At 40.3% G+C, this 21,798-nt stretch carries 19 protein-coding genes and 1 pseudogene; 9 read left to right on the top strand and 11 right to left on the bottom strand.

Annotated elements, in window-relative coordinates:
- Both IQ274_RS00845 and IQ274_RS00850 read right to left on the bottom strand, forming a co-directional pair.
- On the bottom strand, positions 1-456 hold the full coding sequence (locus tag IQ274_RS00845) for a DUF2141 domain-containing protein (RefSeq protein WP_193867070.1): 456 nt from the start codon (positions 454-456) through the stop codon (positions 1-3).
- Positions 457-914: 458 nt separating this feature from the next.
- Positions 915-2,477 (bottom strand): ammonium transporter, encoded by a 1,563-nt coding sequence (locus IQ274_RS00850; protein WP_193867071.1) that lies wholly within the window; start codon positions 2,475-2,477, stop codon positions 915-917.
- A 1,177-nt stretch (positions 2,478-3,654) separates the two neighbouring features.
- On the opposite strand from IQ274_RS00850, the gene IQ274_RS00855 reads away from it, so the two are divergent.
- From IQ274_RS00855 to IQ274_RS00870, 4 genes are all read left to right on the top strand, one after another.
- Positions 3,655-4,140 (top strand): glutathione peroxidase, encoded by a 486-nt coding sequence (locus IQ274_RS00855; protein WP_163929753.1) that lies wholly within the window; start codon positions 3,655-3,657, stop codon positions 4,138-4,140.
- A 133-nt stretch (positions 4,141-4,273) separates the two neighbouring features.
- Positions 4,274-5,095 carry an SDR family oxidoreductase gene (locus tag IQ274_RS00860; RefSeq protein ID WP_163929752.1) on the top strand — a complete coding sequence of 274 codons (822 nt, stop codon included), beginning with the start codon at positions 4,274-4,276 and terminating at the stop codon, positions 5,093-5,095.
- Between the two features lie 21 nt (positions 5,096-5,116).
- Positions 5,117-6,046, top strand: coding sequence for an alpha/beta fold hydrolase (locus IQ274_RS00865; RefSeq protein ID WP_193867072.1), 930 nt, complete (start codon positions 5,117-5,119; stop codon positions 6,044-6,046).
- A gap of 76 nt (positions 6,047-6,122) precedes the next feature.
- Entirely contained in the window at positions 6,123-6,857 is a 735-nt protein-coding gene (locus IQ274_RS00870) for a redoxin family protein (RefSeq protein ID WP_193867073.1), read from the top strand.
- 68 nt (positions 6,858-6,925) lie between these two features.
- Here the strand turns inward: IQ274_RS00870 and IQ274_RS00875 are convergent, their stop codons facing one another.
- Positions 6,926-7,183 (bottom strand): hypothetical protein, encoded by a 258-nt coding sequence (locus IQ274_RS00875; RefSeq protein WP_322745163.1) that lies wholly within the window; start codon positions 7,181-7,183, stop codon positions 6,926-6,928.
- Between the two features lie 208 nt (positions 7,184-7,391).
- On the opposite strand from IQ274_RS00875, the gene IQ274_RS00880 reads away from it, so the two are divergent.
- Together IQ274_RS00880 and IQ274_RS00885 are read left to right on the top strand one after the other, a co-directional pair.
- Complete coding sequence (locus IQ274_RS00880) at positions 7,392-8,636, top strand: hypothetical protein (protein WP_163929749.1); 1,245 nt, start codon at positions 7,392-7,394, stop codon at positions 8,634-8,636.
- Positions 8,637-8,673: 37 nt separating this feature from the next.
- On the top strand, positions 8,674-9,426 hold the full coding sequence (locus tag IQ274_RS00885) for a phosphatase PAP2 family protein (RefSeq protein ID WP_193867074.1): 753 nt from the start codon (positions 8,674-8,676) through the stop codon (positions 9,424-9,426).
- Positions 9,427-9,623: 197 nt separating this feature from the next.
- On the opposite strand, the gene IQ274_RS00890 is transcribed toward IQ274_RS00885, so the two are convergent.
- Complete coding sequence (locus IQ274_RS00890; protein WP_228057963.1) at positions 9,624-9,896, bottom strand: hypothetical protein; 273 nt, start codon at positions 9,894-9,896, stop codon at positions 9,624-9,626.
- Positions 9,897-10,272: 376 nt separating this feature from the next.
- On the opposite strand from IQ274_RS00890, the gene IQ274_RS00895 reads away from it, so the two are divergent.
- Positions 10,273-10,734 (top strand): hypothetical protein, encoded by a 462-nt coding sequence (locus IQ274_RS00895; RefSeq protein WP_163929746.1) that lies wholly within the window; start codon positions 10,273-10,275, stop codon positions 10,732-10,734.
- A gap of 106 nt (positions 10,735-10,840) precedes the next feature.
- Here the strand turns inward: IQ274_RS00895 and IQ274_RS00900 are convergent, their stop codons facing one another.
- From IQ274_RS00900 to folK, 4 genes are all read right to left on the bottom strand, one after another.
- The gene (locus IQ274_RS00900; protein ID WP_193867075.1) at positions 10,841-11,644 is read right to left on the bottom strand and encodes a prohibitin family protein; all 804 of its coding nucleotides are present in this window, start codon (positions 11,642-11,644) and stop codon (positions 10,841-10,843) included.
- Between the two features lie 482 nt (positions 11,645-12,126).
- Complete coding sequence (locus IQ274_RS00905) at positions 12,127-12,990, bottom strand: ADP-ribosylglycohydrolase family protein (RefSeq protein WP_193867076.1); 864 nt, start codon at positions 12,988-12,990, stop codon at positions 12,127-12,129.
- A gap of 7 nt (positions 12,991-12,997) precedes the next feature.
- Positions 12,998-13,546, bottom strand: a complete 549-nt coding sequence (locus IQ274_RS00910; RefSeq protein WP_163929743.1) for an NUDIX hydrolase — start codon at positions 13,544-13,546, stop codon at positions 12,998-13,000.
- A gap of 69 nt (positions 13,547-13,615) precedes the next feature.
- Positions 13,616-14,131: a 2-amino-4-hydroxy-6-hydroxymethyldihydropteridine diphosphokinase gene (gene folK / locus IQ274_RS00915; RefSeq protein WP_193867077.1), complete on the bottom strand. Its 516-nt coding sequence runs from the start codon at positions 14,129-14,131 to the stop codon at positions 13,616-13,618.
- A 270-nt stretch (positions 14,132-14,401) separates the two neighbouring features.
- Here folK and IQ274_RS00920 point away from each other — a divergent pair.
- Together IQ274_RS00920 and psb35 are read left to right on the top strand one after the other, a co-directional pair.
- Positions 14,402-16,764: pseudogene (locus IQ274_RS00920) on the top strand (transglycosylase domain-containing protein).
- Between the two features lie 227 nt (positions 16,765-16,991).
- Positions 16,992-17,219 (top strand): photosystem II assembly protein Psb35, encoded by a 228-nt coding sequence (psb35, locus tag IQ274_RS00925; protein ID WP_114085228.1) that lies wholly within the window; start codon positions 16,992-16,994, stop codon positions 17,217-17,219.
- A gap of 54 nt (positions 17,220-17,273) precedes the next feature.
- Here psb35 and IQ274_RS00930 read toward each other — a convergent pair whose 3' ends face one another.
- The 3 genes from IQ274_RS00930 to IQ274_RS00940 form a co-directional block, all read right to left on the bottom strand.
- The gene (locus IQ274_RS00930) at positions 17,274-17,696 is read right to left on the bottom strand and encodes a TerB family tellurite resistance protein (RefSeq protein WP_012410962.1); all 423 of its coding nucleotides are present in this window, start codon (positions 17,694-17,696) and stop codon (positions 17,274-17,276) included.
- A gap of 57 nt (positions 17,697-17,753) precedes the next feature.
- Positions 17,754-19,211: a 16S rRNA (cytosine(967)-C(5))-methyltransferase gene (locus IQ274_RS00935; protein ID WP_193867078.1), complete on the bottom strand. Its 1,458-nt coding sequence runs from the start codon at positions 19,209-19,211 to the stop codon at positions 17,754-17,756.
- Between the two features lie 88 nt (positions 19,212-19,299).
- Positions 19,300-20,754, bottom strand: coding sequence for a glycoside hydrolase 100 family protein (locus IQ274_RS00940; protein WP_163928886.1), 1,455 nt, complete (start codon positions 20,752-20,754; stop codon positions 19,300-19,302).
- Positions 20,755-21,798: the final 1,044 nt, after the last annotated feature.

Raw genomic sequence — 21,798 nt, forward strand, 5'->3', positions numbered from 1 at the left:
CTAAAAATATTTCAACTGAATTTGGATATTAGTGTTTGGGCCTGCCACTAAAAATGCTGCTTCGCTAAATTTGGGCGCACCTGTGCGAATTTCTGGATTTCTGGAAAATCCAAAGCCTTCTTTTGGTACACCAAAAACATTACTGTTGAGAATGCGGTCATTATTTTGATCGTGGAAGACAGCAACGGCATAATTACCTGCTTTCAAGTTCTCAAAGGTAATGGATAAGGGAGTGTCAGTAATCTTGGTACACTGCTTTTGTAAGCCGCGATCGCGATCGCTAGGAAATCCTTCACTACTAGCAAATATACTGGTACAGACTTGTCCTTCTTTATTCTTTAAGCCATCAATTTCTAGGGTAAGTTTACCGTTAAAATTTGCCTTGGCACTCAACGACCATGCCAGATTTCCCACAATAGCCAATAGCAGCATACCAACTCTCAATTCTCTAGCCATAAAATCTTCACAGAATAAAATAAGTTTTCAATCAGGCATTTCGTGAAATAGGATCGCTAAATTATTGAAGAAGGCAGGAGGCAGAACGAACAATTGGGCGGGGATTCAGACCCGTGTTCCCTTTGGTTACGGGCTTCAACGCTGGAGTCAGCATTCCCTTCTGCCCTCTGCCTTTTTTAATAAGGTAGAAAGCGGGAAAAGCACAAGGTATAAAACCGCTTACTTTTCCCCGCTTGGACACAGAATTTGACGGAATCAGTTTAATCTATAAGACTCATATTTGATTTTTGAAAAAACCCCGTGCAACTCGAACAGCCTTTTTTCATGCTGCCTATTAACTAGTATGTCTATGCAACGCTGCGCGAACAAAAATCAAAGCAGGTTACTAGACTAATGCTGTGTTGGTAGCTCGGATTAGGAATATTCCAGAGGTTAAACCAAAGAAATAAATATTTCTCCTAAAGTCTCCCAATTGAGCTTTCTTCTTCAGAAAATCCAGTTGCATCACCTTCTTTGAGAAATCCACTATAGGCTTCCATACCGTGTTCACCGATATCCAAACCTTCTAATTCCTCTTCTTTGGATACTCTGATACCTAAAGTAGCTTTCAGTGCCAACCAAAAAATACTACTGAGTAAAACAGTGAAACCACCTACTGAGACAACGCCCAGCAACTGAACACCGAACTGTCCAAAGCCACCACCTGCAAATAAACCTTTTGCTGGGCCAAGTGTATCGCCATACCAGGAATAAACACCAGGGCCAACAGACCATAATCCTACTGCGAGAGTTCCCCAGGTACCACAAACTAGGTGAACTGAGGTAGCTCCCACTGGGTCATCAATGCCAAGTTTATCAAAGAATGTTACAGAGAAAACTACCAGTATCCCAGCAATCAAGCCAATGAGTAAAGAAGCAGAAATACTTACGTAAGCACAAGATGCTGTAACACCAACCAAGCCAGCTAAAATACCATTGATAATCATTGACAGATCTGGTTTACCTAAGTAGAACCAAGCTGTAATGGTAGCAGCAATTCCACCAGCAGCACCAGCCATGTTAGTGGTGACAGCAATGTGACTAATCGCACTAGGATCGGCAGCCATCACAGAACCTGGGTTGAAACCAAACCAACCCAACCACAGGATCAGACAGCCCAAAGTGGCAATACTCATGTTGTGACCAGGCATAGCCACAACTTGCCTATCTTGATATCTACCAAGGCGGGGCCCAAGAAATGCTGCTCCCATCAAAGCTGCCCAACCACCTACGGAGTGAACCACCGTAGAACCGGCAAAATCCCAAAAGCCTCTGTCTGCTAGCCAACCAGTTCCCCAAATCCAGTGTCCGGTAATGGGGTAGAGAATACCTACAAGTAAGAGGCTAAAAATTAGGAAGTCAACAAACTTAATCCGTTCGGCTACTGCACCAGAAACGATTGTTGCTGCTGTCCCAGCAAACACTAGCTGGAATAAAAACTTGGCACTTAGGGGTACACCTGTCCAACTAATGGCACTGAAAACGCCTTTATAGGCTTCTCCTGTGGCGGGACTGTTATCTGCTCCTCCTAAGAAAAACCCATTCAATCCGATGAAGTCATTGCCATCACCAAACATTAAGCCAAAACCAATGACCCAAAAAGCAACGCTGGACAAAGCAAATACAATCAAGTTTTTAGAAAGAACGTTGACAGCGTTTTTCTGGCGACAAAAGCCGGTTTCTAACATACAAAAACCAGCATTCATGAAGAACACTAAAAAGGCTGCGATCGCAACCCACAGGGTATCAAGAGCAACTTTAAGTTCTGCTGTCGTTGGCCCTGCGGCTGGAGCTTGGGCAACTGCGGCATAACCCCAACCCAAAACAATCAGACAAGCTATAGGTAAGCAGGCTTGCCAACTGGGAGAGAGCCGCTTAATGGCTTGATTAAATAGCTTGACTTTTGAGTTGGACTGTGAATTTACAGCGTAATTTCTTGCAAACAAACGCCTATTTTTTGTTTTCGATTTTTGTTTGTACATAAACTTGAGCATTATCCTCTAAACCATCCTTAAAAACAGGAAAAAACTAACGGAAGAAGTAAAAGCCACTGGTTTTTTATATTTTCTCCTTAGACCATTTGTTTCCAAACCAGAAAATCAAATAACCTTAGTAGGAGTTTAGAAAACTATTGGTACATCTGTAAATCTTTTTTGGAAGTCTTCTTAAGAAATTATTATGTCCTTTCTCAAAAAGTCAAGTTTCCTTTACTTAAACTTTAAACATTGCCAAAAAATTATTTGCATGACTATAGAAATTCTCTAAAATTATCAACATAATTATCAATAAAAATAGGGTAGATATTCGGAAATAATCTATGACAATTTACTTTAACTACTGTACAATGACTATTTTTCTTTTGAAAGCGTTATTCTTGGCTCTATTCGCTCTCGAAAGCTCCTATTTCCGAAGTCTTAGTATTATTTTTTTATTCGAGCGCATAAACATCAGTTCATACTGATTCGGCGTGTTTATAAGCATCGATCCCAATGCGATCGGCTTCGGGATGGACAAAAAACTCTGATTAGAAAATATATAAACATCCTTTCACAAAAATTATGAGACTACTTATTGTTTTACCTTCAGTGAATTTATTCCTAAATGGATAAATTTGAATGATTTTCTATTGACTGTAACCAAAAAACTGTATCATAAAATACATTTTCTAGTTAAACTGTGCAAAATAGCTTCTGATGCAACAAATAAAGCAACTATATCCTTTATGATTAAGTATTTTCCGATCTCGATATCGGGAAATACTTAATTTCGTTAATTTTTTATACTAAAAGTTAATTATTCGTTACTTTCTTGGTATCTACGTTGAAAATTCAGTAATTCTCCTTTAAAGCGATTACTGGTTGTATTGATAATTAATCTCTGCAATAAAAAATGTATTAAAAATAACGCATATTTCTGAGATAGCGGATTAGTCGAGCTATTTACAGGAGAAGTAAATCTGGTTATAAGTATAAACTTATAGGCGATCGCTACAGATAGCCCTTTTCAAGTAATTGAAGTACACTACTCCCTATTTCACGTGAGTTAAACAAAATTGTAGTGCTAAACAAGATTAACAAATCTAATTTCCTTCAACAAACTGGGTTTAGAGTACCTGTAATATGGGAGACTTGGCAATATTCCCTATAAATCAGATTTAAGATGAGTAACACAATTTCGGATATCGCAGTCAAGACCATCAACGGTGAGGATAAACAATTAAACGACTATACCGGGAAGGTGGTCTTAATTGTGAATGTGGCTTCCTACTGTGGTTATACTTCTCAATACGACGGGTTAGAAAAGTTGAACCAGAAGTATGGCGAAGCAGGATTAAAGATTTTGGGGTTCCCCTGCAACGATTTTGGAGCGCAGGAACCAGGAAGCAATGAAGAAATTGTGCAATTCTGCACAAGTAAATATGGTGTTACCTTTGAACTATTCGATAAAGTCCATGCAAAAGGCTCACAGCAGCATCCACTTTATGAGCGACTTACCAAAGCCGTTGAGCCAACAGGAACTATTGCTTGGAACTTTGAAAAATTTTTAGTTAATAAACAAGGTGAAGTGATAGCTAGATTTAATAGTAGTGTGCAACCCAATTCACCAGAAATAATTGCCATAATTGAAAAAGAACTAGCAAAATAGTCATTAGTCACTAAGTCAAAATTTTTGTACTATTGACTGTTAGCTCTGGACGGTTAAATTTATTTACGCCCAGTTCCTTAATTTGAGAATAGTGTCTCAACTAGTAGTTTAATTTATTTGTGTTTAATTTGTCATGAATGTCGCAATTATTGGTTGTGGTTATGTTGGTTATCAAGTTGCTGAATATTGGCAGCAAACAATGAATTTTTTTGTCACCGCAACCACAACTTCCTCTGATCGTGTCTCTACACTACAATCAGTATCCCAAAGAGTTGTCGTTACCTGCGGAAATGACCTAGATAGTCTAAAATCAGTTTTGCACAATCAAGATGTTGTACTTTTGAGCGTTGGTGCAAAAGGTGCAGATTTTTATGAAGAAACTTATCTAAAAACTGCCCAAAATTTAGTTTCATGCTTGCAGCAAATTCCGAGTGTGAAACAATTAATATATACAGGTAGTTATGCAGTATATGGTGACAGAAACGGTGTATGGGTAGATGAGGAAACACCACTTGCACCCGCTAATTTAAATGCCCAAATTCTCCGCAAAACAGAGGACATATTATTATCAGCATCTAGCGAAAATCTCCGCGTTTGTATCTTCCGCTTAGGAGGAATATATGGCCCCGGTAGAGAACTTTTGAAAATATTTAGTAGATATTCGGGTACAAACCGTCCCGGCGGCGAGGATATCACAAATTGGATTCACCTGGATGATATTGTTGCTGCAATAGAATTTGCCCGTCATCGTCGTTTGCAAGGGATTTATAATCTAGTAGATGATGCACATCTTACCAGCCGAGACTTGCTAGATAGTCTATTTGAAAAACATAATTTACCCAAAGTTATATGGGATACTTCTATTAAGAGTACTCGCCCATATAATGCTTGGGTATCGAATGAAAAGCTGAAAGAGGCTGGATACCAGTTAATTCATCCACAGATGATTTTTTAGCAAGTATTATAACTAGGAATTATGCAACCCTCTGCTGTGACTAATACAACTAATTTGACAGCATCTCCTAGCCAGTTTTACACTTGGCAGAATTATCGTTGCGCCTATGAAGTTCATCAACCAACTAACACAACATCTGAGGGTATTCCCTTACTGTTGATTCATCCTATTGGTGTTGGATTGTCGCGACAATTTTGGCAGCGATTTTGTCATGAATGGTATAATTCAGGTCAGCGTAATACCATTTACAACCCTGATTTACTAGGATGTGGTGAGAGTGATATGCCTCATCTGGCTTATACTCCTAGTGATTGGGCAGAACAGTTGCAGTACTTTTTACAAACAGTAGTACGGCAACCTGTCATTGTAGTTGTACAAGGGGCATTATTACCAGTTGCGGTCGCATTAGTCCAAAAGGAATCGAACTTAATTTCCAAGCTTGTACTTGCTGGCCCTCCAACGTGGGCTTTGATGACAAATAAACCACCAGAATGGCAACAAAAATTTCTTTGGAATGTGTTAGATTCTCCTTTTGGGATTCCTTTTTATCGCTATGCACGCACTCCTCAATTTTTACGTTCTTTCTCAACTCGTCAACTATTTGCTTCTGAGAGTGCTGTAGATGCAGAGTGGTTAAATACATTAGTTGCAGGTGCAGAAAATCCTGCTAGTCGTCATGCAGTGTTTTCTTTTTTAGCCGGGTTTTGGCGACAGGATTATACTAATTTTATGGCCTCGATTCAACAACCAACATTAGCGGTTGTTGGGGAAACTGCATCGAGTATTAGCCAAAATAATAGAAAAGAAACGCCAGACGATCGCTTGGCTAACTACCTCGCCTGTTTTCCTCAAAGTAGAGGTATAAAAATAAATGGGCGTAATGTTTTGCCTTATGAATCCACTGCTGAATTTGTAGCAGCGATCGCACCATTCATTAACGAAGTCTCTTAGCTGATTGATAGTTACATTATACTAGTTCTCCCATGCTAGGTTATGACTGGAATTGATTACTTGAGGAAGCAAGAACATGGTAACGAATCGCCGAGGACAAAGAGTTCCTAATGTAACTTTTCATACTCGTAAGGATAACCAGTGGGTGGATGTAACAACCGAGCAATTGTTTGCTGATAAGACAGTGGTTGTCTTCTCCTTACCAGGTGCTTATACTCCGACTTGTTCATCCACTCATCTTCCTGGTTACAACGAGTTGGCTGGGATTTTCAAAGAAAATGGTGTCGATGAAATTATCTGTATTTCTGTTAATGATGCCTTCGTCATGAACGAATGGGCAAAGGATCAAGAAGCAGAAAATATTACACTAATTCCCGATGGTAATGGTGAATTTACTGAAGGCATGGGAATGCTGGTAGATAAATCAGACTTGGGTTTTGGTAAGCGATCATGGCGCTACTCGATGCTGGTAAGAGATGGTGTCATTAACCAAATGTTTATTGAGCCAGACGAGCCAGGAGATCCCTTTAAGGTATCTGATGCTGAAACAATGCTTAGATACATCAACCCCCAAGCAGTGAAGCCCGAAGTAGTTTCTCTGTTTGCGAAAGTGGGTTGTCCCTTCTGTGCCCGTGCGAAAGCGATGCTCAAGGAACATGGCATTAACTACGAAGAAATTACTTTGGGTAAGGATGTCACCACACGCTCGTTACGAGCTGTTACAGGGGCGACAACAGTTCCCCAAGTCTTTATCGATGGTAAATTAATTGGTGGTTCTGAGGCATTAGAAGCCTACTTCGCTGCTAAATAGTTTTCACTAGGGGCGTACAGATGTGCGTCCCTACAAGGGATTCAGAGATTGCTCTTCTGTTTTGAGGTTTAGTAACGGCGATCGCGTTCCAAGTCATAAATTACTTTCTCCAAATACCATTTATCCGATTGACCTTGGTGCCTCTGGCGCTGCTGTTTGAGTAGCCGTTCGGCTGTTGTCGCATCACCGTTAAGTAAAACAAGTAAACGTTTTTGCAGTTTTCTGTTTTTCGGGTCACTGAAGTATGGCTTAGAAACCTTGCTCCGTGATTGAGATGACCACAGTTTGATTAAGGCAAGTGATAAGCCGACGATCAGAAGTACCACAATCAATCCCATACTTATTAAGATTAAGTATTGACCATCTTATATTTTGTAAAATATTTATCTAAACAGCCTCAGTGATATTTTGGATATTTTCATGAAAATCATTAATTAACAAATCTTCAAACGAATAGATGTATTTTTGTCCAGTTAATTACTACTTCTCATATAGAATTGACTCGAATTGAATTTCCATTTATTCACAACTAATATGTTTGCCAGAATCCGCCAAATTTTGAGTCAATTTTTTAGTAAATCAAGAACAATCAACAACGAACCACTGAATAAAGTGAGTTTGATTGTGATTATTTTAATTGATATTTTTATCTTAATGAATGTTTTTACGGGACTAGATGATATTAGCAGATGGCATATCAGCCCGACCGAGGCTTATCCATGTTATTCAGAGTGGCAAAATTACCGGGCAAAAACCAATAAAGATAAAGACTATGAAATTGTGAGACTTTCATTGCCAGATTACCAGAATAATCAACTTAGTTTTCAGAAAAACTATCAACAGGCTGAAGCAGGACATCTGGGTAAGGTTTCTCAAACGTGTTTGCAATATGCCAGCTACAAGGATAAACTTAACAATCCTGAAAAGCAGCAAATCATCAGAACTATTGATCAGAAACAAGCGAAAATCAGTTCCCTTGCACAAGCCAATAGCACTATTGAAGCCCAATATGACTCAACGCTCTTAGAAAAAATTGCAGGCCAGAGTCGTCAACAATCAATTAATCAAGTTAGCGCTGAAAAAGCTAAACAGACATTAGAACAAAATAATCGCCAAATTTCTCTTCTTAGACAAGAAATTTCTACTATTAAAAATGAATTGCTTGCCAAACCAGAAAGCATTAGTTTTATCGCCTTTCTTAAAGATGACAATCAATTTCGTGAAGTTGACAAAGGTTATCAGCAGGCATCATTTTGGTATCCAAGTATCCAGCTTGCTTTTCAGTCGCTCTTTCTACTACCTCTAATTATCATTGCCTTATCAGTTCACAAATTTGCTCAGAGAAGAGGATATGGACTCGTATCGTTAATTAGCTGGCATTTGCTAGTTATATTTTTTATTCCACTAATTGTCAAAATATTTGAATTTCTGCAAATAGGTGCAATATTTCAATTTTTCTTTAATATTATTAGCACCTTTTTTGGTGGGTTGCTTTTCCTAATAAATTATGCTTATATTTTGCTGATTCCAATTATTGGTTTCGGAATTATTCAGTTTTTCCAAAAAGTTGTCTTTAATACTAAAGTCCAGGCAGCTAGTAGAGTTCAAAAATCACGCTGTGTCAATTGCGCTAAGAAAATTCGACAGATTGATACTTACTGTCCGCACTGTGGCTATTATCAGTACATTGAATGCCAAAACTGTCATAATCTTACTTATAAACATCTGTCCTACTGTAAGCATTGTGGAACTTCTCAAAATTCCACCAGTAATTTGTAATCAGTGAAGTAGTTAATCGGTATTTTTAACTTAGATTATGGAAAAAGCCAATAACGAGAGTCAGTCACCGCTTTCTTTTCTCAAAAATCTGTTGATTGCTCGTTGGCGATCGCTCTTACTCCTGTTGATCGGAGTTTATTTACCTTTGCAGGTCTTTGAAATTCTGACAGTGAAGATATGGGAAAATCAAGCAGGCTTCCCGTGGGATGTGCCTATTCTGTTAGCAGTTCATTCTACAGCCAACCCACAGCTTGATATTTTAGCAGTGACGCTGGCTATCATTGGATTGCCTTGGACGGCGATACCGATTCTGGGTGCGATCGCACTAATATTACTACTAAAAAAACGCTGGCGATCGCTAGCTTATTTGCTCACCGTCTCACTGGGAAGTGTCATTATTAACCGCACAGCTAAGGAATTAATGCATCGAGTGCGTCCACAATTGTGGCAGTCCATTGCACCTGAGTCTAGTTTTGCATTTCCCAGTGGTCATGCTATGACAAGTATAACTTTGGTAGCAATTTTGCTATCCTTAACTTGGGCTAGCTCTTGGCGCTGGTTGGTTCTCACCTTCGGCAGCTTATACATAATAGCTATTGCCTGGTGTCGTCTCTATCTGGGGGTACATTTTCCCAGTGATATTCTCGCAGGTTGGATGGTTACATTAGGTTGGACAATTGGTGTCAGTATAATTATCAAACCGTATATAACTAAAGTCAAACCCGCAGATAGCGAACTCCCCAAGGATGAAACTACCTTATTGCCTGAAGAAGAAAAGTTGATAAATTAGGAGTGATATTATGTTTGTTTAAAGACTTTTGTATCCTCTTAAATACCCATTAAAAAGGGAGAATGTGATTCCGCTTTCCCCCTTTTTAAGAGCTAGAGTAGATTAATGACTGCCTAATATTATAACTAAACCTTTTCCAGACAAACTTTTCACTAAAAGGTATTTAAGATACATCCTCAATAAATTTTACCGACCTATTAAGATCCTTGTAAAAGCTCATTAATTGAACTTAAACTCTGTTTAATTTGTTGTGTTAAAGAAGTTCTTAATAAGTCAAGGGTTTCGCCTGAAAAATTGAGTAATCCCAAAGCATATAATAGGCTTGAAATACCGATAAAAAGAGCTAAAAGTCTACCAAAACAACCGGGATTAATTTCAATAAAACCTAATTTAGACTGCCCGATGACAGCAATCGTTACAAAAACAATTCCTGCTATTAAAAATGTGCTGTTTGGAGTTATATCTGTCATACCACTATTAAGATACCTCAATATTTTTATTGTAGCTATTATTAGTCTAAATTTGCGTCCTTACTATAACAATCCTAAATGATTTGTAAGAGAATTCACCCTCTGGCTAACGTCGTCCCCCAAAATATGGGGGAGATGACAAGGGTTTTACAATTATCTCAAATTCTCATTCATTATTTAGGACTGCTATATGTGCAACAATAAAAATTAATTTACATCTGAGTTAAACGGAAATTTTAGTTTTTACTATTCTGCTGAAACTATTTATCTGTAAAACTTTCAGCCTCAGAAAGCCAAATTGTTCTCACTCCTGTACTAGACTTGGGTTTAGTTTACATACTATAATACACTAAGCCGATAGGAATAGTGGGTTTTTATGGAAAGCGTCCAAAATGTCAGTCAAGAGTTAAATGTAACAGGAGACAAAGCCCTAGAGGATTTGCAACAATCGACTCCAGAAGAGTTCAAAAAAGACATTTTCAAAAAACTCAGAGGTGGATTTTTTCTGGTACTAGGATATTTATTGTCACCACTATGTTGGTGGAATGACCTACTATTCAATCTGCCGATAGCTTATGGTTTTGGGTATATATGTAGTTTACTTTCCCCAAAATTACTTCTACCTTGTTCAATTATAGGATATTGGCTCTCTAATATTGTGGGAATTCTCTTGATGCAATTTGGTTCTAAGGACATTTTTCAAAAAGAACCTCAAGAGCATAACCTCAAAAAAGAATTATTCACGGGTCTAATATCTTCAACCGCTTATACCATCTTGATTATACTATTAATCCAGTTGAAGATTCTCGATTCTCCCATTTTATTTGCCAACGGTTAATTTAGTCGATTGCGTTTCTATAGAAAAAAAGATACCCGGCTTCTTCAAGAAGTCGGGTATCTGCTCCTTTCGTAGAGAGCAAATAATTACAAAATAAGATTCAATTTTAATCAAATTTTAAAAATTCACTTAAATTCAATAGTTTTGGAGCCTCCTTACTTACGATTAATGGTAGCTTACCATTCCATTTTTCTATTGCTTGCCTTTGTAGTATTTCTGGAGTTAAACCATCACGTAATAATCTATGTGCTTCAGCCTCTCCTTTAGCTAAATTAACTTTTGCTTCAGCTTCTTTTGTTGCTCTGAGTGCAATAAACTCTGCTCGTTTTGCTTCTTGTTCCGCAATTTGCTTCGCCTCCACCGCCTCACCAAATCGTTCAGAAAAATGGACATGAACTAGAGAAATATCATCCACTGCAACGTGATAGTTACCCAGCCGTGTAGACAACGCATCATCTACTGCACCTTTGACTTCTCCTCGCTTAGTAATAATTTCTTCAGCAGTATACTTTGCTATTATTGCTTTTAATACTTCTTCAACGGCAGGGTTAATAATCCGTATGACTACAGCTTGTTCATCTCCAATTTCTTGAAAAATCACATTTGCTTCCTGGGGGATAATATGCCAATTGAGAGCAACATCGGCGAAAACATTTTGTAAATCCTTGGAAGAAGCTTCAGTCGAAATTTCCTGTTTTTGGACTCGAATACTCAACTTTTTCACAGTATTGACTACAGGAATAATTAAGTGAAGTCCTTCTCCTAATATCTGGTTTTGCACTTCGCCAAATTTCATCAATACACCACGTTCTCCTGCATTTACAATTACACAAGGCGTAAGAAAGAGAGTTATCAGGAACAAAAGAGCAGTCAGTTTACCTGCACTGTTAAAAGTTTTATTTTTTATCATCTGTGTGAAACATGTATGCGTCTGGCACAGAGACACATATTTAGGAGTTGTAAGCTTCTTGCCGTTATGCTCTTATAACTTTGGCTCTTAGTCAATTTTCATATCACTCTAGACGTGTGAAAAATAAGTAGTAAATTCCTCAATGATAGGTTAATCTTTTCAACATACAGGTATATAGGTAAGCAACCAATGTGTACTTTACTACCCAAATTTGGAGATAGTGAAGGCTAATGTAGCTTTATTTTTACCTAAATCACTGTAATGATATCGAAAAACCGTAGTATTTGAAAAGGTAAGTTTGCCTCACAATCTTAAAAATTAGGAAACTTGCCCAAGTGCTTCCCCAAGGATGGAGAATATAATCATTGAAGAAATTTGACAGGAAGCAACGCAAACAGCAATGACAGTTTTTGAAGGCTATACGCGACAGCATCTTTACCAGAAATGGATGGAGATGCAATGCTTGCAACCGAGTATTACATTTAGCTGATATTTTTTGCCAAACTCATCAGCTGCTTATCCAAGTCGATGAGGTAATCTCTACCGTAAGTTCCATTCTCTAAGCCTGTGACAAGATGAGCGGGAATGTCTTGTGTAATTTCTTCGCTACAAGAACCAGCAGCCAGGGCGATCGCAGCTACTGTATCCACATCTCCTGTAAAAGCGATACAATCTTGTAAAAGTTCGCTCATCCTGTCATTTCGCATCACGGCAGTAATCGCGGCTCTGACACTCATCCAACCTTTAGACTTGACTTTACCTTCCCAAGGTTTAGCCCATTCCCCAGATACATAACCTTGGAGAAACTCTCCTAATTTGCGTTTTGCTCCCAGTCGGTAGATAAAATAATGTGACATCAAAGCAGCGGCAACAGCAGCATTGATTCCATCGGTTGTATTGTGGGTAATTGCCGCTTGAATTGTTGCCGCCTCAATAACTTTTTCTGGTGTGGGATAGATGCCAATGGGTGCTGCACGCATTGCACCCCCGCTTTTGTCACTGTCAGGGTTAATTTTGGTTAAAAATTCTTCTCCATTCTGAATTTCTACCAGAAAATGGTAGAAGTTTCGAGAATAACCTTCTCTCTCATCGCGTTTAAAAGCTCTAACAAAGCTATCGGCTAAAACTTCTGGTGTCCACGGTGCTTGAGCAACAATCACTTCTGCAATGGCAATGCTCATCTGGGTGTCATCGGTATAGCTGCCAGAAATGAGTCGAAAACGGGGATGTTCGACGTATCGACTCAAATCGTTGTTAACGATCATCTCATCAGCATATTCAAAGCCTGCACCGTAGGCATCTGCGTAGGCGTAGCCCGCCGAAGGCATCGCTAACTCTAGCAGCATAAGGGTATTAAACTAAAAACGGACGCGCCAGAAAAAAGCTAGAAATTGATTTAGCATCTACCGCCTCTCCTTCCAGAATAGCTTTCTCTAATTCTTCGGGAGTCAAAAACACAGTTTCGATATCCTCGTCTCCATCTTGTGCTGGTGGTGTCTCTAGCTTTTCCAAATCTCGCGCCAGAAAAGCATAGATAATTTCATCAGAATAACCAGGCGCTAGGAAAAATTCGCCTAATTTATCCCATTTTTGGGCACTATAGCCTGTTTCTTCTTCGATTTCGCGCTGTATTGTCTCTAAAGGTTCTTCATTTGCTTCCACAGTTCCTGCCGGAAATTCTAATATCCGTCCCTGAATCGCAAAACGATACTGGCGCACCAGCACAAGTTTGCCCTCTGGTGTCACAGGCACTGCTAAAGCACCACCAGGGTGACGAATACATTCCCATTCTCCCTCGGCTTTATTAGGCAAACGCAAGCGATTGACTTCAAAATCAAACTTGCGTCCTTTATAAAACAGGCGTTGTTTTAGCAGTTGTGGTAATTCTCTACCTAATGGCATAGTAAAATCTGATTATCTGTTAAGTACAGAGGTGATATCAGCCTTTTCTGTGTTTTAAAGATGGTAATTTTAATTGCCCATCGATAAATGTACATCAGAACAGTCTACCTCTTTCAGCAGTTCTTTAATAACACACCCGGATACTGGTTCTATCCAATCGGGGGCAATTTCTGCCAGTGGTACTAACACAAAGGCCCGATCCCGCATTCGTGGGTGGGGAATCTGTAGATTTGGTGTATCTACAATAAAGTCATCAAATAATAACAAATCTAAATCTAGAGTTCGTGGCCCCCACCGTTCTTGACGCACACGCCCAAATTGTTGCTCAATTCCTAACAAAATTTCTAATAACTGCTGGGGTAGCATCTCTACCTGCAATGTCACGCAGCCATTTAGATAATCTGGCTGTGGTGGCCCTACAGCTTTTGTTTGATACCACCTGGATTTAGCTTCTAAGAGAATACCTGGCGTTTGGGCTAAAGTTTTGGTAGCTGCTTCTAAAATTGTTTGGGAATCGCCGATATTACTACCAAGGGCAACGGCGCTTCTTCTGGGCTTAGTGTAGGCGTAATCCAACCCAGACATCTTAATCTCCTGAAACTAAGCTCTTTTTGGGCTATCTTTGCGGATATTCCGCTGCACTGTTCCAGAAAATGCTAACAGCCTGATATTCCGAATAATTAGCAGAATTACAACATTTTTACAAAACTAAATTAACCAAATCTAAAAAACATTTATTTTATGGTGAATTTAGTTAATTATTTATAGGATATTATACTAACACAACGGTGGTGCTATAACCCCAAAGCTGATTGATGATGGTTAGATATTTACTACTTTGAGCGAGGAACTGACGTGGGGAAGCTTACCTCCTGGTTCAAGCGAAAACCGACTAATTTGAGTGACTCTGAACAAGGAGGAACAAATGAGAGCTTACCACCAGCATATATGGCGCAGGCGAGGCAGTTACTGAGCAAATGAAAATTTTACCATCTAGGATGAAGACCAATCAAGCAACTGGCGGTAAACCACTCTATCGTCGATTATGGTTTTGGGCAGGCTTGGGTGTAGGTGGTGGGATAGTTGCCTTGATCTATGGCATCAGTCTAATAGACCGCACTTTGCCAGATCAGGCCGAGTTAAACGCCGTGCTGAGAGAGCAAACACTGACCATCAAAGCTGCTGATGGAACTATATTACAACAACAAGGTGAGGCTACCAGAGAACAGCTCAAGCTAGAACAAATACCAGATAATTTAAAAAAAGCTTTCATCGCCTCAGAAGATAGAAGATTTAGGCAACACAATGGATTTGACCCGCAAGGGATTGTCAGGGCGGGTTTGAATAATTTGCGATCGCAAGGTGTGGTAGAAGGTGGTAGCACCATCACCCAACAGTTAACGCGGATTCTCTTTTTGAAACAAGAACAGACAATCTGGCGCAAACTCAAGGAAGTCCGCCTAGCACAAAAAATGGAGCATGAATTAACCAAAGATCAGATTCTAGAGCGTTACCTGAATCTGGTTTATTTGGGAGGTGGAGCTTATGGTGTGGCAGATGCCGCCTGGGTATACTTTAGTAAATCGCCAGACCAGCTTACCCTTGCAGAAATGGCAACGATCGCAGGATTAGCCCCTGCTCCTAGCTTATATGCCCCAGATAAGAATCCCGAAGCGGCAATCCGGCGAAGAAATCTGGTATTGCAACGGATGCAAGAGGATGGAGTGATTACACCAGAGCAAAGGCAAGCAGCACTCCAAGAGCCACTAACCCTTAAAAACAGTTTACCCAAGCGAGTACAAGTAGAATCACCCTACTTTACCAGCTATATCCAAAAAGAATTGCCGAAGTACGTTTCTGCTAAGGTGCTGGCAAGTGAGGGATTAGTAGTTGAAACCACGCTGAATCCGGCTTGGCAGAAAGTTGCAGAAGAGGCGGTTGCCAAAACACTGCGAAATCAAGGACGCTGGGAGAACTTTAAACAAGCAGCAATGGTTGCCATTGACCCCCGAAGCGGTGAAATTAAGGCAATGGTTGGGGGAAAAGACTTTGGTAAAAACCAGTTTAATCGAGTTACCCAGGCACAACGACAGCCAGGATCGACATTTAAAGGGTTTGTATATGCCACTGCGATCGCTAGCGGTAAAAGCCCCTATGATAGCTACGAGGATGCACCCTTTGTAGTAGATGGCTACGAACCGAAAAACTATAGTGAAAGATTTCGGGGTTCAATGAATATCCGAGATGCCCTCACCCGCTCTATTAATATTATTGCGGTGAAGGTGTTGATTGATGTCGGATTTACGCCGACGATTAAACTTGCCCATGATATGGGGATAAAATCTGAACTCAAGCCCACCTACTCCTTGGCTCTCGGCTCAAATGAAGTAAATCTACTGGAGTTGACCAGCGCTTATGGCAGTTTTGCAACTCAGGGATTGCACACAGAACCTCATGGTATTACCCGCATCCTCAACCGCCAAGGTAAGGTAATCTGGTCAGCTAATTTCAAATCTAAACGCGCCCTTGACGCTGACAGTGCCGCCATCATGACTTGGATGCTACGTAACGTCGTAGAAGAGGGGACTGGTGCTGCTGCCCAATTAGGTGAGAGACCAGTTGCTGGCAAGACAGGTACTTCCGATGAAGCTCGCGATTTGTGGTTTATTGGCTACATCCCCCAAATGGTGACAGGGGTATGGCTAGGTAATGATGATAACCGCCCCACTTATGGCAGCAGTGGCAGCGCCGCTTACACCTGGCACGAATTTATGGAGAAAGCGGCAGAGGGGATGCCTGTCGAAAAGTTTCCCAAACGGCCAAAGTTAGAAGGTCGCAAAGGTACTATCAAAGCCCAGTCCATCAAGCCCAAACAAGTGCTGAATCGTTCTATTTCATCTAATGATGACTCAGAAGGAGAAAGTGCTAGAAATTCTGAGGAGAGTGGTTCATCAAGGAGACGTAGGAGAAGGAGCTATTCTCAAGAAGAACAGCAGTCAAACTATACCCCAAGACGGAGAAGGCGCGATCGCAGCGAAGAATCAAATTCTAGTAACTCTTCTTCAGAATCATCTACTCCCCGGCGGCGCTCTAGAAGAGTAGAATCTGATTCTCCCCCGCCTCCCAGAACTCGCCGATCTTCCTCTCCCGACAATAATAGTTCTGGTTCTTCATCGCCACAACCATCCTGGCGCGAAAGACTTAGACCTTCTAATTAATGAAGAGTGGGAATTGGTAATTGGGCATTGGGCATTGGGAATTGAAAATTGGGAATTGGAAATTGGGAATTGGGGAAATAACAAGGAATCTTTCTCCTCTGCCCCCTGCCCCTCTGCCTTTTTTATGCAATATGAAGTTGCTCAAACTAAACTAGGGGAGGATGTTAAGTGATACGCTCATTCTATAGTGTGTCAAGTAGTGTCACTTAACATTGGAGAATATACTCATGCATATATTGATGCAGGCAGCAGATTCAGTTGCAACAGGTGGTGGTCATTTTCCCTTTGCTTTCACCTTGGTGTATGTCGTTGGTTTTATTGCTGCTGTAAGCATTGGTTCAATAGCTTGGTACAACTCGAAACGCCCCGCAGGTTGGGAAAGCAAAGAGCGTCCTGATTTTGTGCCTAAAGTTGATAAAGAAGAAACTCCGGGTGTGGGGAAACCGAAGTCATAATTTAGTCATTAGTCATTAGTCATTAGTCATTAGACTATGAACTTTTGACTATGATTAGGTTTGTACGTCAACCCAACGACGGTACAGCTTTTGAATTTGTTTGAGAAGTTTTGTCTGAATCGGTTGAGTTGAATCATTTGGCTTCGCTATATCTTGCAATTCTGTCAAGAGTCTAGCTTCTTCGACGGCGACTTCGCCATCGCTATAAATTAAGCCACTGATGGCTTCAATCAGATTTTCACAATCTTCAAGGCTGGGGCGATCGCCTAAATACTCCCGCACCCAGTCATAGCATTCTTTTGGCTGTACAGGAACTAATTCGTATAGCCAAGGCTTAATTTCTGGATCGTTAGCCAAACCTTTTGCTTGAGCTATTTCGCGGAGATATTGCCGTTCTTCTGGCTGGATTCTGCCATCAATCCAGGCTGCTCCAATCAGGATTTTAACTAAGTTTTTGACATTGGAAGGTGTAACCATTGCTGCCTCCTCTGGTAGATTCAGGCCACCATCAAATCGTACAATCCTAAACAGTATTCACTCGGAATTATTGGTTTTTCTTAAGCGAACCATAAAAAAGCCATCCATGTCCTGTTGGTGGGGCCAGACTTTAAACCAACCTTGAGGGGTGCTATATGCAGAAGCAGCCAACTCAATGCCCCTTGGAGGCTCAATTTGCCAATGAGGAGACTCAGCTAAAAATGCCGAAATCACTTCTTCGTTTTCTGCTGGATGCAATGTACAGGTGGCATAAACTAGTACACCACCAGCTTTGACAAAAGTTGATGTATGTGTTAACAATTCTTTTTGCAGCACCGAAAGTTCCAGGACAGATTCTGGTGTCTGTCGCCAACGAGCATCAGCATGACGGTGCATGGTTCCTAACCCAGAACATGGAGCATCAAGTAATACGCGGTCTGCGGTGTTTTGAAATTGCTTGGAATGGCGGCTGTCGCCAGTGTAAATTTGGATAGATTGTAAATTTAGGCGTTGAGAATTTTCTTGAAGTTTGCGAAGACGAGAAGCAGTGCGATCGCAAGCCCAAATTTTCCCACTATCTGCCATTAACTCAGCAATGTGGGTTGTTTTACCCCCTGGTGCAGCACAGGCATCAATTACCACCTCACCTGGTTGGGGGTCGAGCAAATGACTTACCAATTGGGCGCTAGCATCTTGTACAGTCCACCAACCTTCTTTAAAACCAGGTAGTTTTTGAATTGATCCAGTATTACCCATGAATCTTAAAGCTTGGGGTAAATCAGGAATCCGTCTCACCAAAAGACCAACAGATTGCAAAGCCGCCTCAACTTCTTCGATTGAAGTGCAAAGTGGGTTGATACGTAAATCAATTGTTGGTGATTGGTTCATCCATTCACACAGTTGTTCTGTCTCGGTCAAACCCAGTTGTTCTAACCAGATTTGAATAATCCAGTCAGGAAAACTGTGTAAAATACCCAAGCGTTCCACTGGTTTTTCTGGAAGTTGTAACGGATCAAAATGGGGAACTGGGGACTGGGGACTGGGAATTGGGGACTGGGGAAGTAACAAAGAATCTTTCTCCTCTGCTCCCCTGCTCCTCTGCTCCTCTGCCCCTCTGCCCCCTTGCTCCCCTGCTTTTCTAAGATACTGGCGTAATAGACCGTTAACAAAACCCGTAAGTCCAGAAAAACCGTTTTCTTTAGCGAGTTGGACAGTGGTATTAACAGCAGCAGAGGCGGGAATACGCTCTTGATAGCGCAGCTGGTAGAAACCCAAGTGTAAGATGGTGCGGAGGTCTTGTGGTTGTTGGTGAGATTTCTTTTTGGCGAATTGATCTATGAGAGTATCAAGAGTGCGCTGCCTTCTGACGCTCCCATAAACCAATTCTGTCACCAAGCGGCGATCGTGATCGGGCAAATTAACTTTTTGCAGTACTCTATCTAGGGCAACATCAGCATAAGCCCCCTTATGAACATCTCGCAGGGCGATAAAAGCTAGTTGACGGGGGTTTGTCATGGAAACATGAATCAGGAGTCAGGAGGCTTTTGTATTCTAACTCCCAACTCCTGTACAGACGCTATTAATCGCGTCTCTCCTAACTTCCCTATCTAGGCATATACGGGTCTACACTAGCGATTTCAAACTCACATGCTCTAGAAACCTGTTCTGCTGGTAATTTACCAAAGCTGATTAGTGGCAAATAAGTGGGGTTTGCCATCAGTTCTTTTGCCAATAAGAATCCAGTAATTGTCCAAGTTTGATATTTCCTAGCTTGTTTCCCAATCAGTCGCCCTTTCTTACCGTCGTAATATTCTGGCCATTGATCTGTACTGAGCCGTCCTTGGGCAGTTTGAATAGCCTTTTGTGCAAGACTTATTTTGTTAGTTTTCACAGCCGCAGCTGCCAACATCCACATTAAAACTGGCCAACTACCAGCATTATGATACGACCAAGGGATATTTTTGGGGTCACATCCAGTTACAATTCTGTATTCTTCATGTTCTAAAGCTGGGAAACAAATTTTCATCGGCATATCTCCCACCAAATCATCCCATCGTTCCTCAATGAGAGTCATAATTGCTTGTGATTGTTCTTCGGTGGCTAAGTCTGAAATAATCGCCATTAAGTTTCCGAGTGAAAAGAAGCGAGTATCTAGCTGCGACGGCCCGACATTACCCGCTAGATAACCACCTTTTTTTGGCAACCACTTATCTAATTCATAATAGGGAACAGAATCTACATATATGTTGAACAGATTCACAGCACCTTTACCATATTCTTCACTTTTGAAGCGATAAATTTCATTCAGGCGATTAATATCTATCCAATAATGCTGGCGAATATGAGCGCATAAAAGAGGCAACCTGTTATCAATGGCTGCAACAATATCGGAATTCCCTTGACAAATTAGCAGTTCACGAGATGCACGCAATGCCGTGTAAAAAAGAACTTGCAATTCTAAAGGATGCCCATAAATGCCCATACGACGGTCAATCATACAAGCACCATCTGGAACCAATAGCGTTGGGTACATATCAAAGCGATTCGCCAAGCAGATTTCCATAATTAACCTGATGCCATTTTGGAATTCAGGTTGATAAGCTAGAGAAAAATCTTTAGTGGCTACTACATAGGCACGTAACAAAATAATCCACCATAGGCAAGAATCAACAGGTGTAACTCTCGCGATCGCATGTTCACCAAAATCAGCCTCTAAATATTCTTGCCCATTGTCTGATACAACTTTGAAGCTAGCTGGTATTAATCCTCGTCCAGGCTTATAGGCATCTAATGCCTTTTCTTTAGGCTGTAACTTTAAGGTTTCTTCTAAGAAATTGCGAACAATATCTGTTCTACCTTTGATCAGAAAAATTAGAGCTGAAGAGACAAAATCCCGAACAAAGCACTGGTCATAATTGAGAGCCTCTACAGATGCATCATAAGCGGCTACAGTACCAACGGGGCGGCCTTGATAATAGAGAATTGATTTTTCTAGTGTTAGCCACGCTTCTTCTACTTCTTTTAAATTTTCAGTAGTTTCCAATTCGTTTAAGTGCATCGCCAGAATAACTCCATTCGGGTTGTGAATTTGTGGTAGATGCGTCTTCATTCCTTATTTTTGCTATTCTCAGCATAACAAAAACGATTCTTTGAATAGCATAATTGGAGAAAGTTAATCAACTAACAAGAAATAAATCTGCTGAAATTTTTACAGCATTATTATTAGTTAATTGCCCTATAATCGATTACTGCATTGGTGAATTATAGTTGTTTTTATTCACCCAGAGTAGTAATATAATTCTTCAAACAGTCACACAAGATATATTTTTAGATTATTTATTGTTCTGTTTCATGTCCAGAAGCTTTGGTTTACCAAACAAAAATATATCTTCAGCGCTGCTTATGGTTTGTGTGAAGTTAAAACTGGTTGCAGTATATTTACTTGAGCAGGATTAGTTTTTGACACTAAGAGGTCAGATTATTCCCCTATAAGATAATAATTTATAACTTTTTTTCAGAATATGCAAGATGAATTCTTGAAAAATTTCAAATGTCAATACTTCTGAAGGGTTAAATTTTTTACCCCACTGGCAGATGACATGGGGTGTTTATAAAAGTAAGCCTAAGAATAGTAATCAAGTCTCACAGAGAGGTGTAAAGACACGGAGTAGCTTGGCTCGTTGATTAAATAATCTCAGCATCTTTAGACCTGAAAGTATCAAAAGCTTGATTAATTGCTTGCATTAAAGGTTTTGCGATGCAGAACTGTTGATATCAAAATGATATTGTCTTGCTAATCGACGATACGCAAGTTTAACAAAGTTGACATTATAACTCTGATCTACACCTAATATTTCCCACCGTTCCCCAGATAATACGGTGTCAAGAGTAAATTTATCAAAGCTTTGTATTTGACTCCAAATCTTAATGTTCCTGCAATTATCGCCACTTAGCAGCGTCTTAGCAACAGGACTACACCCAGAAATATTTTGTAGTATTTCTCGGTATGGAGGTTCCAAAGTTTGATAATACTATCTCTGTTGCTGAATGCCTAAGCAGAGCATTGAGTAATTCTCCGGTTTGGAGATTCCGCAGCTTTATT

The organism is Nostoc sp. LEGE 12447 (assembly GCF_015206985.1).
In the GTDB taxonomy this organism is placed as follows: Bacteria; Cyanobacteriota; Cyanobacteriia; order Cyanobacteriales; family Nostocaceae; genus Nostoc.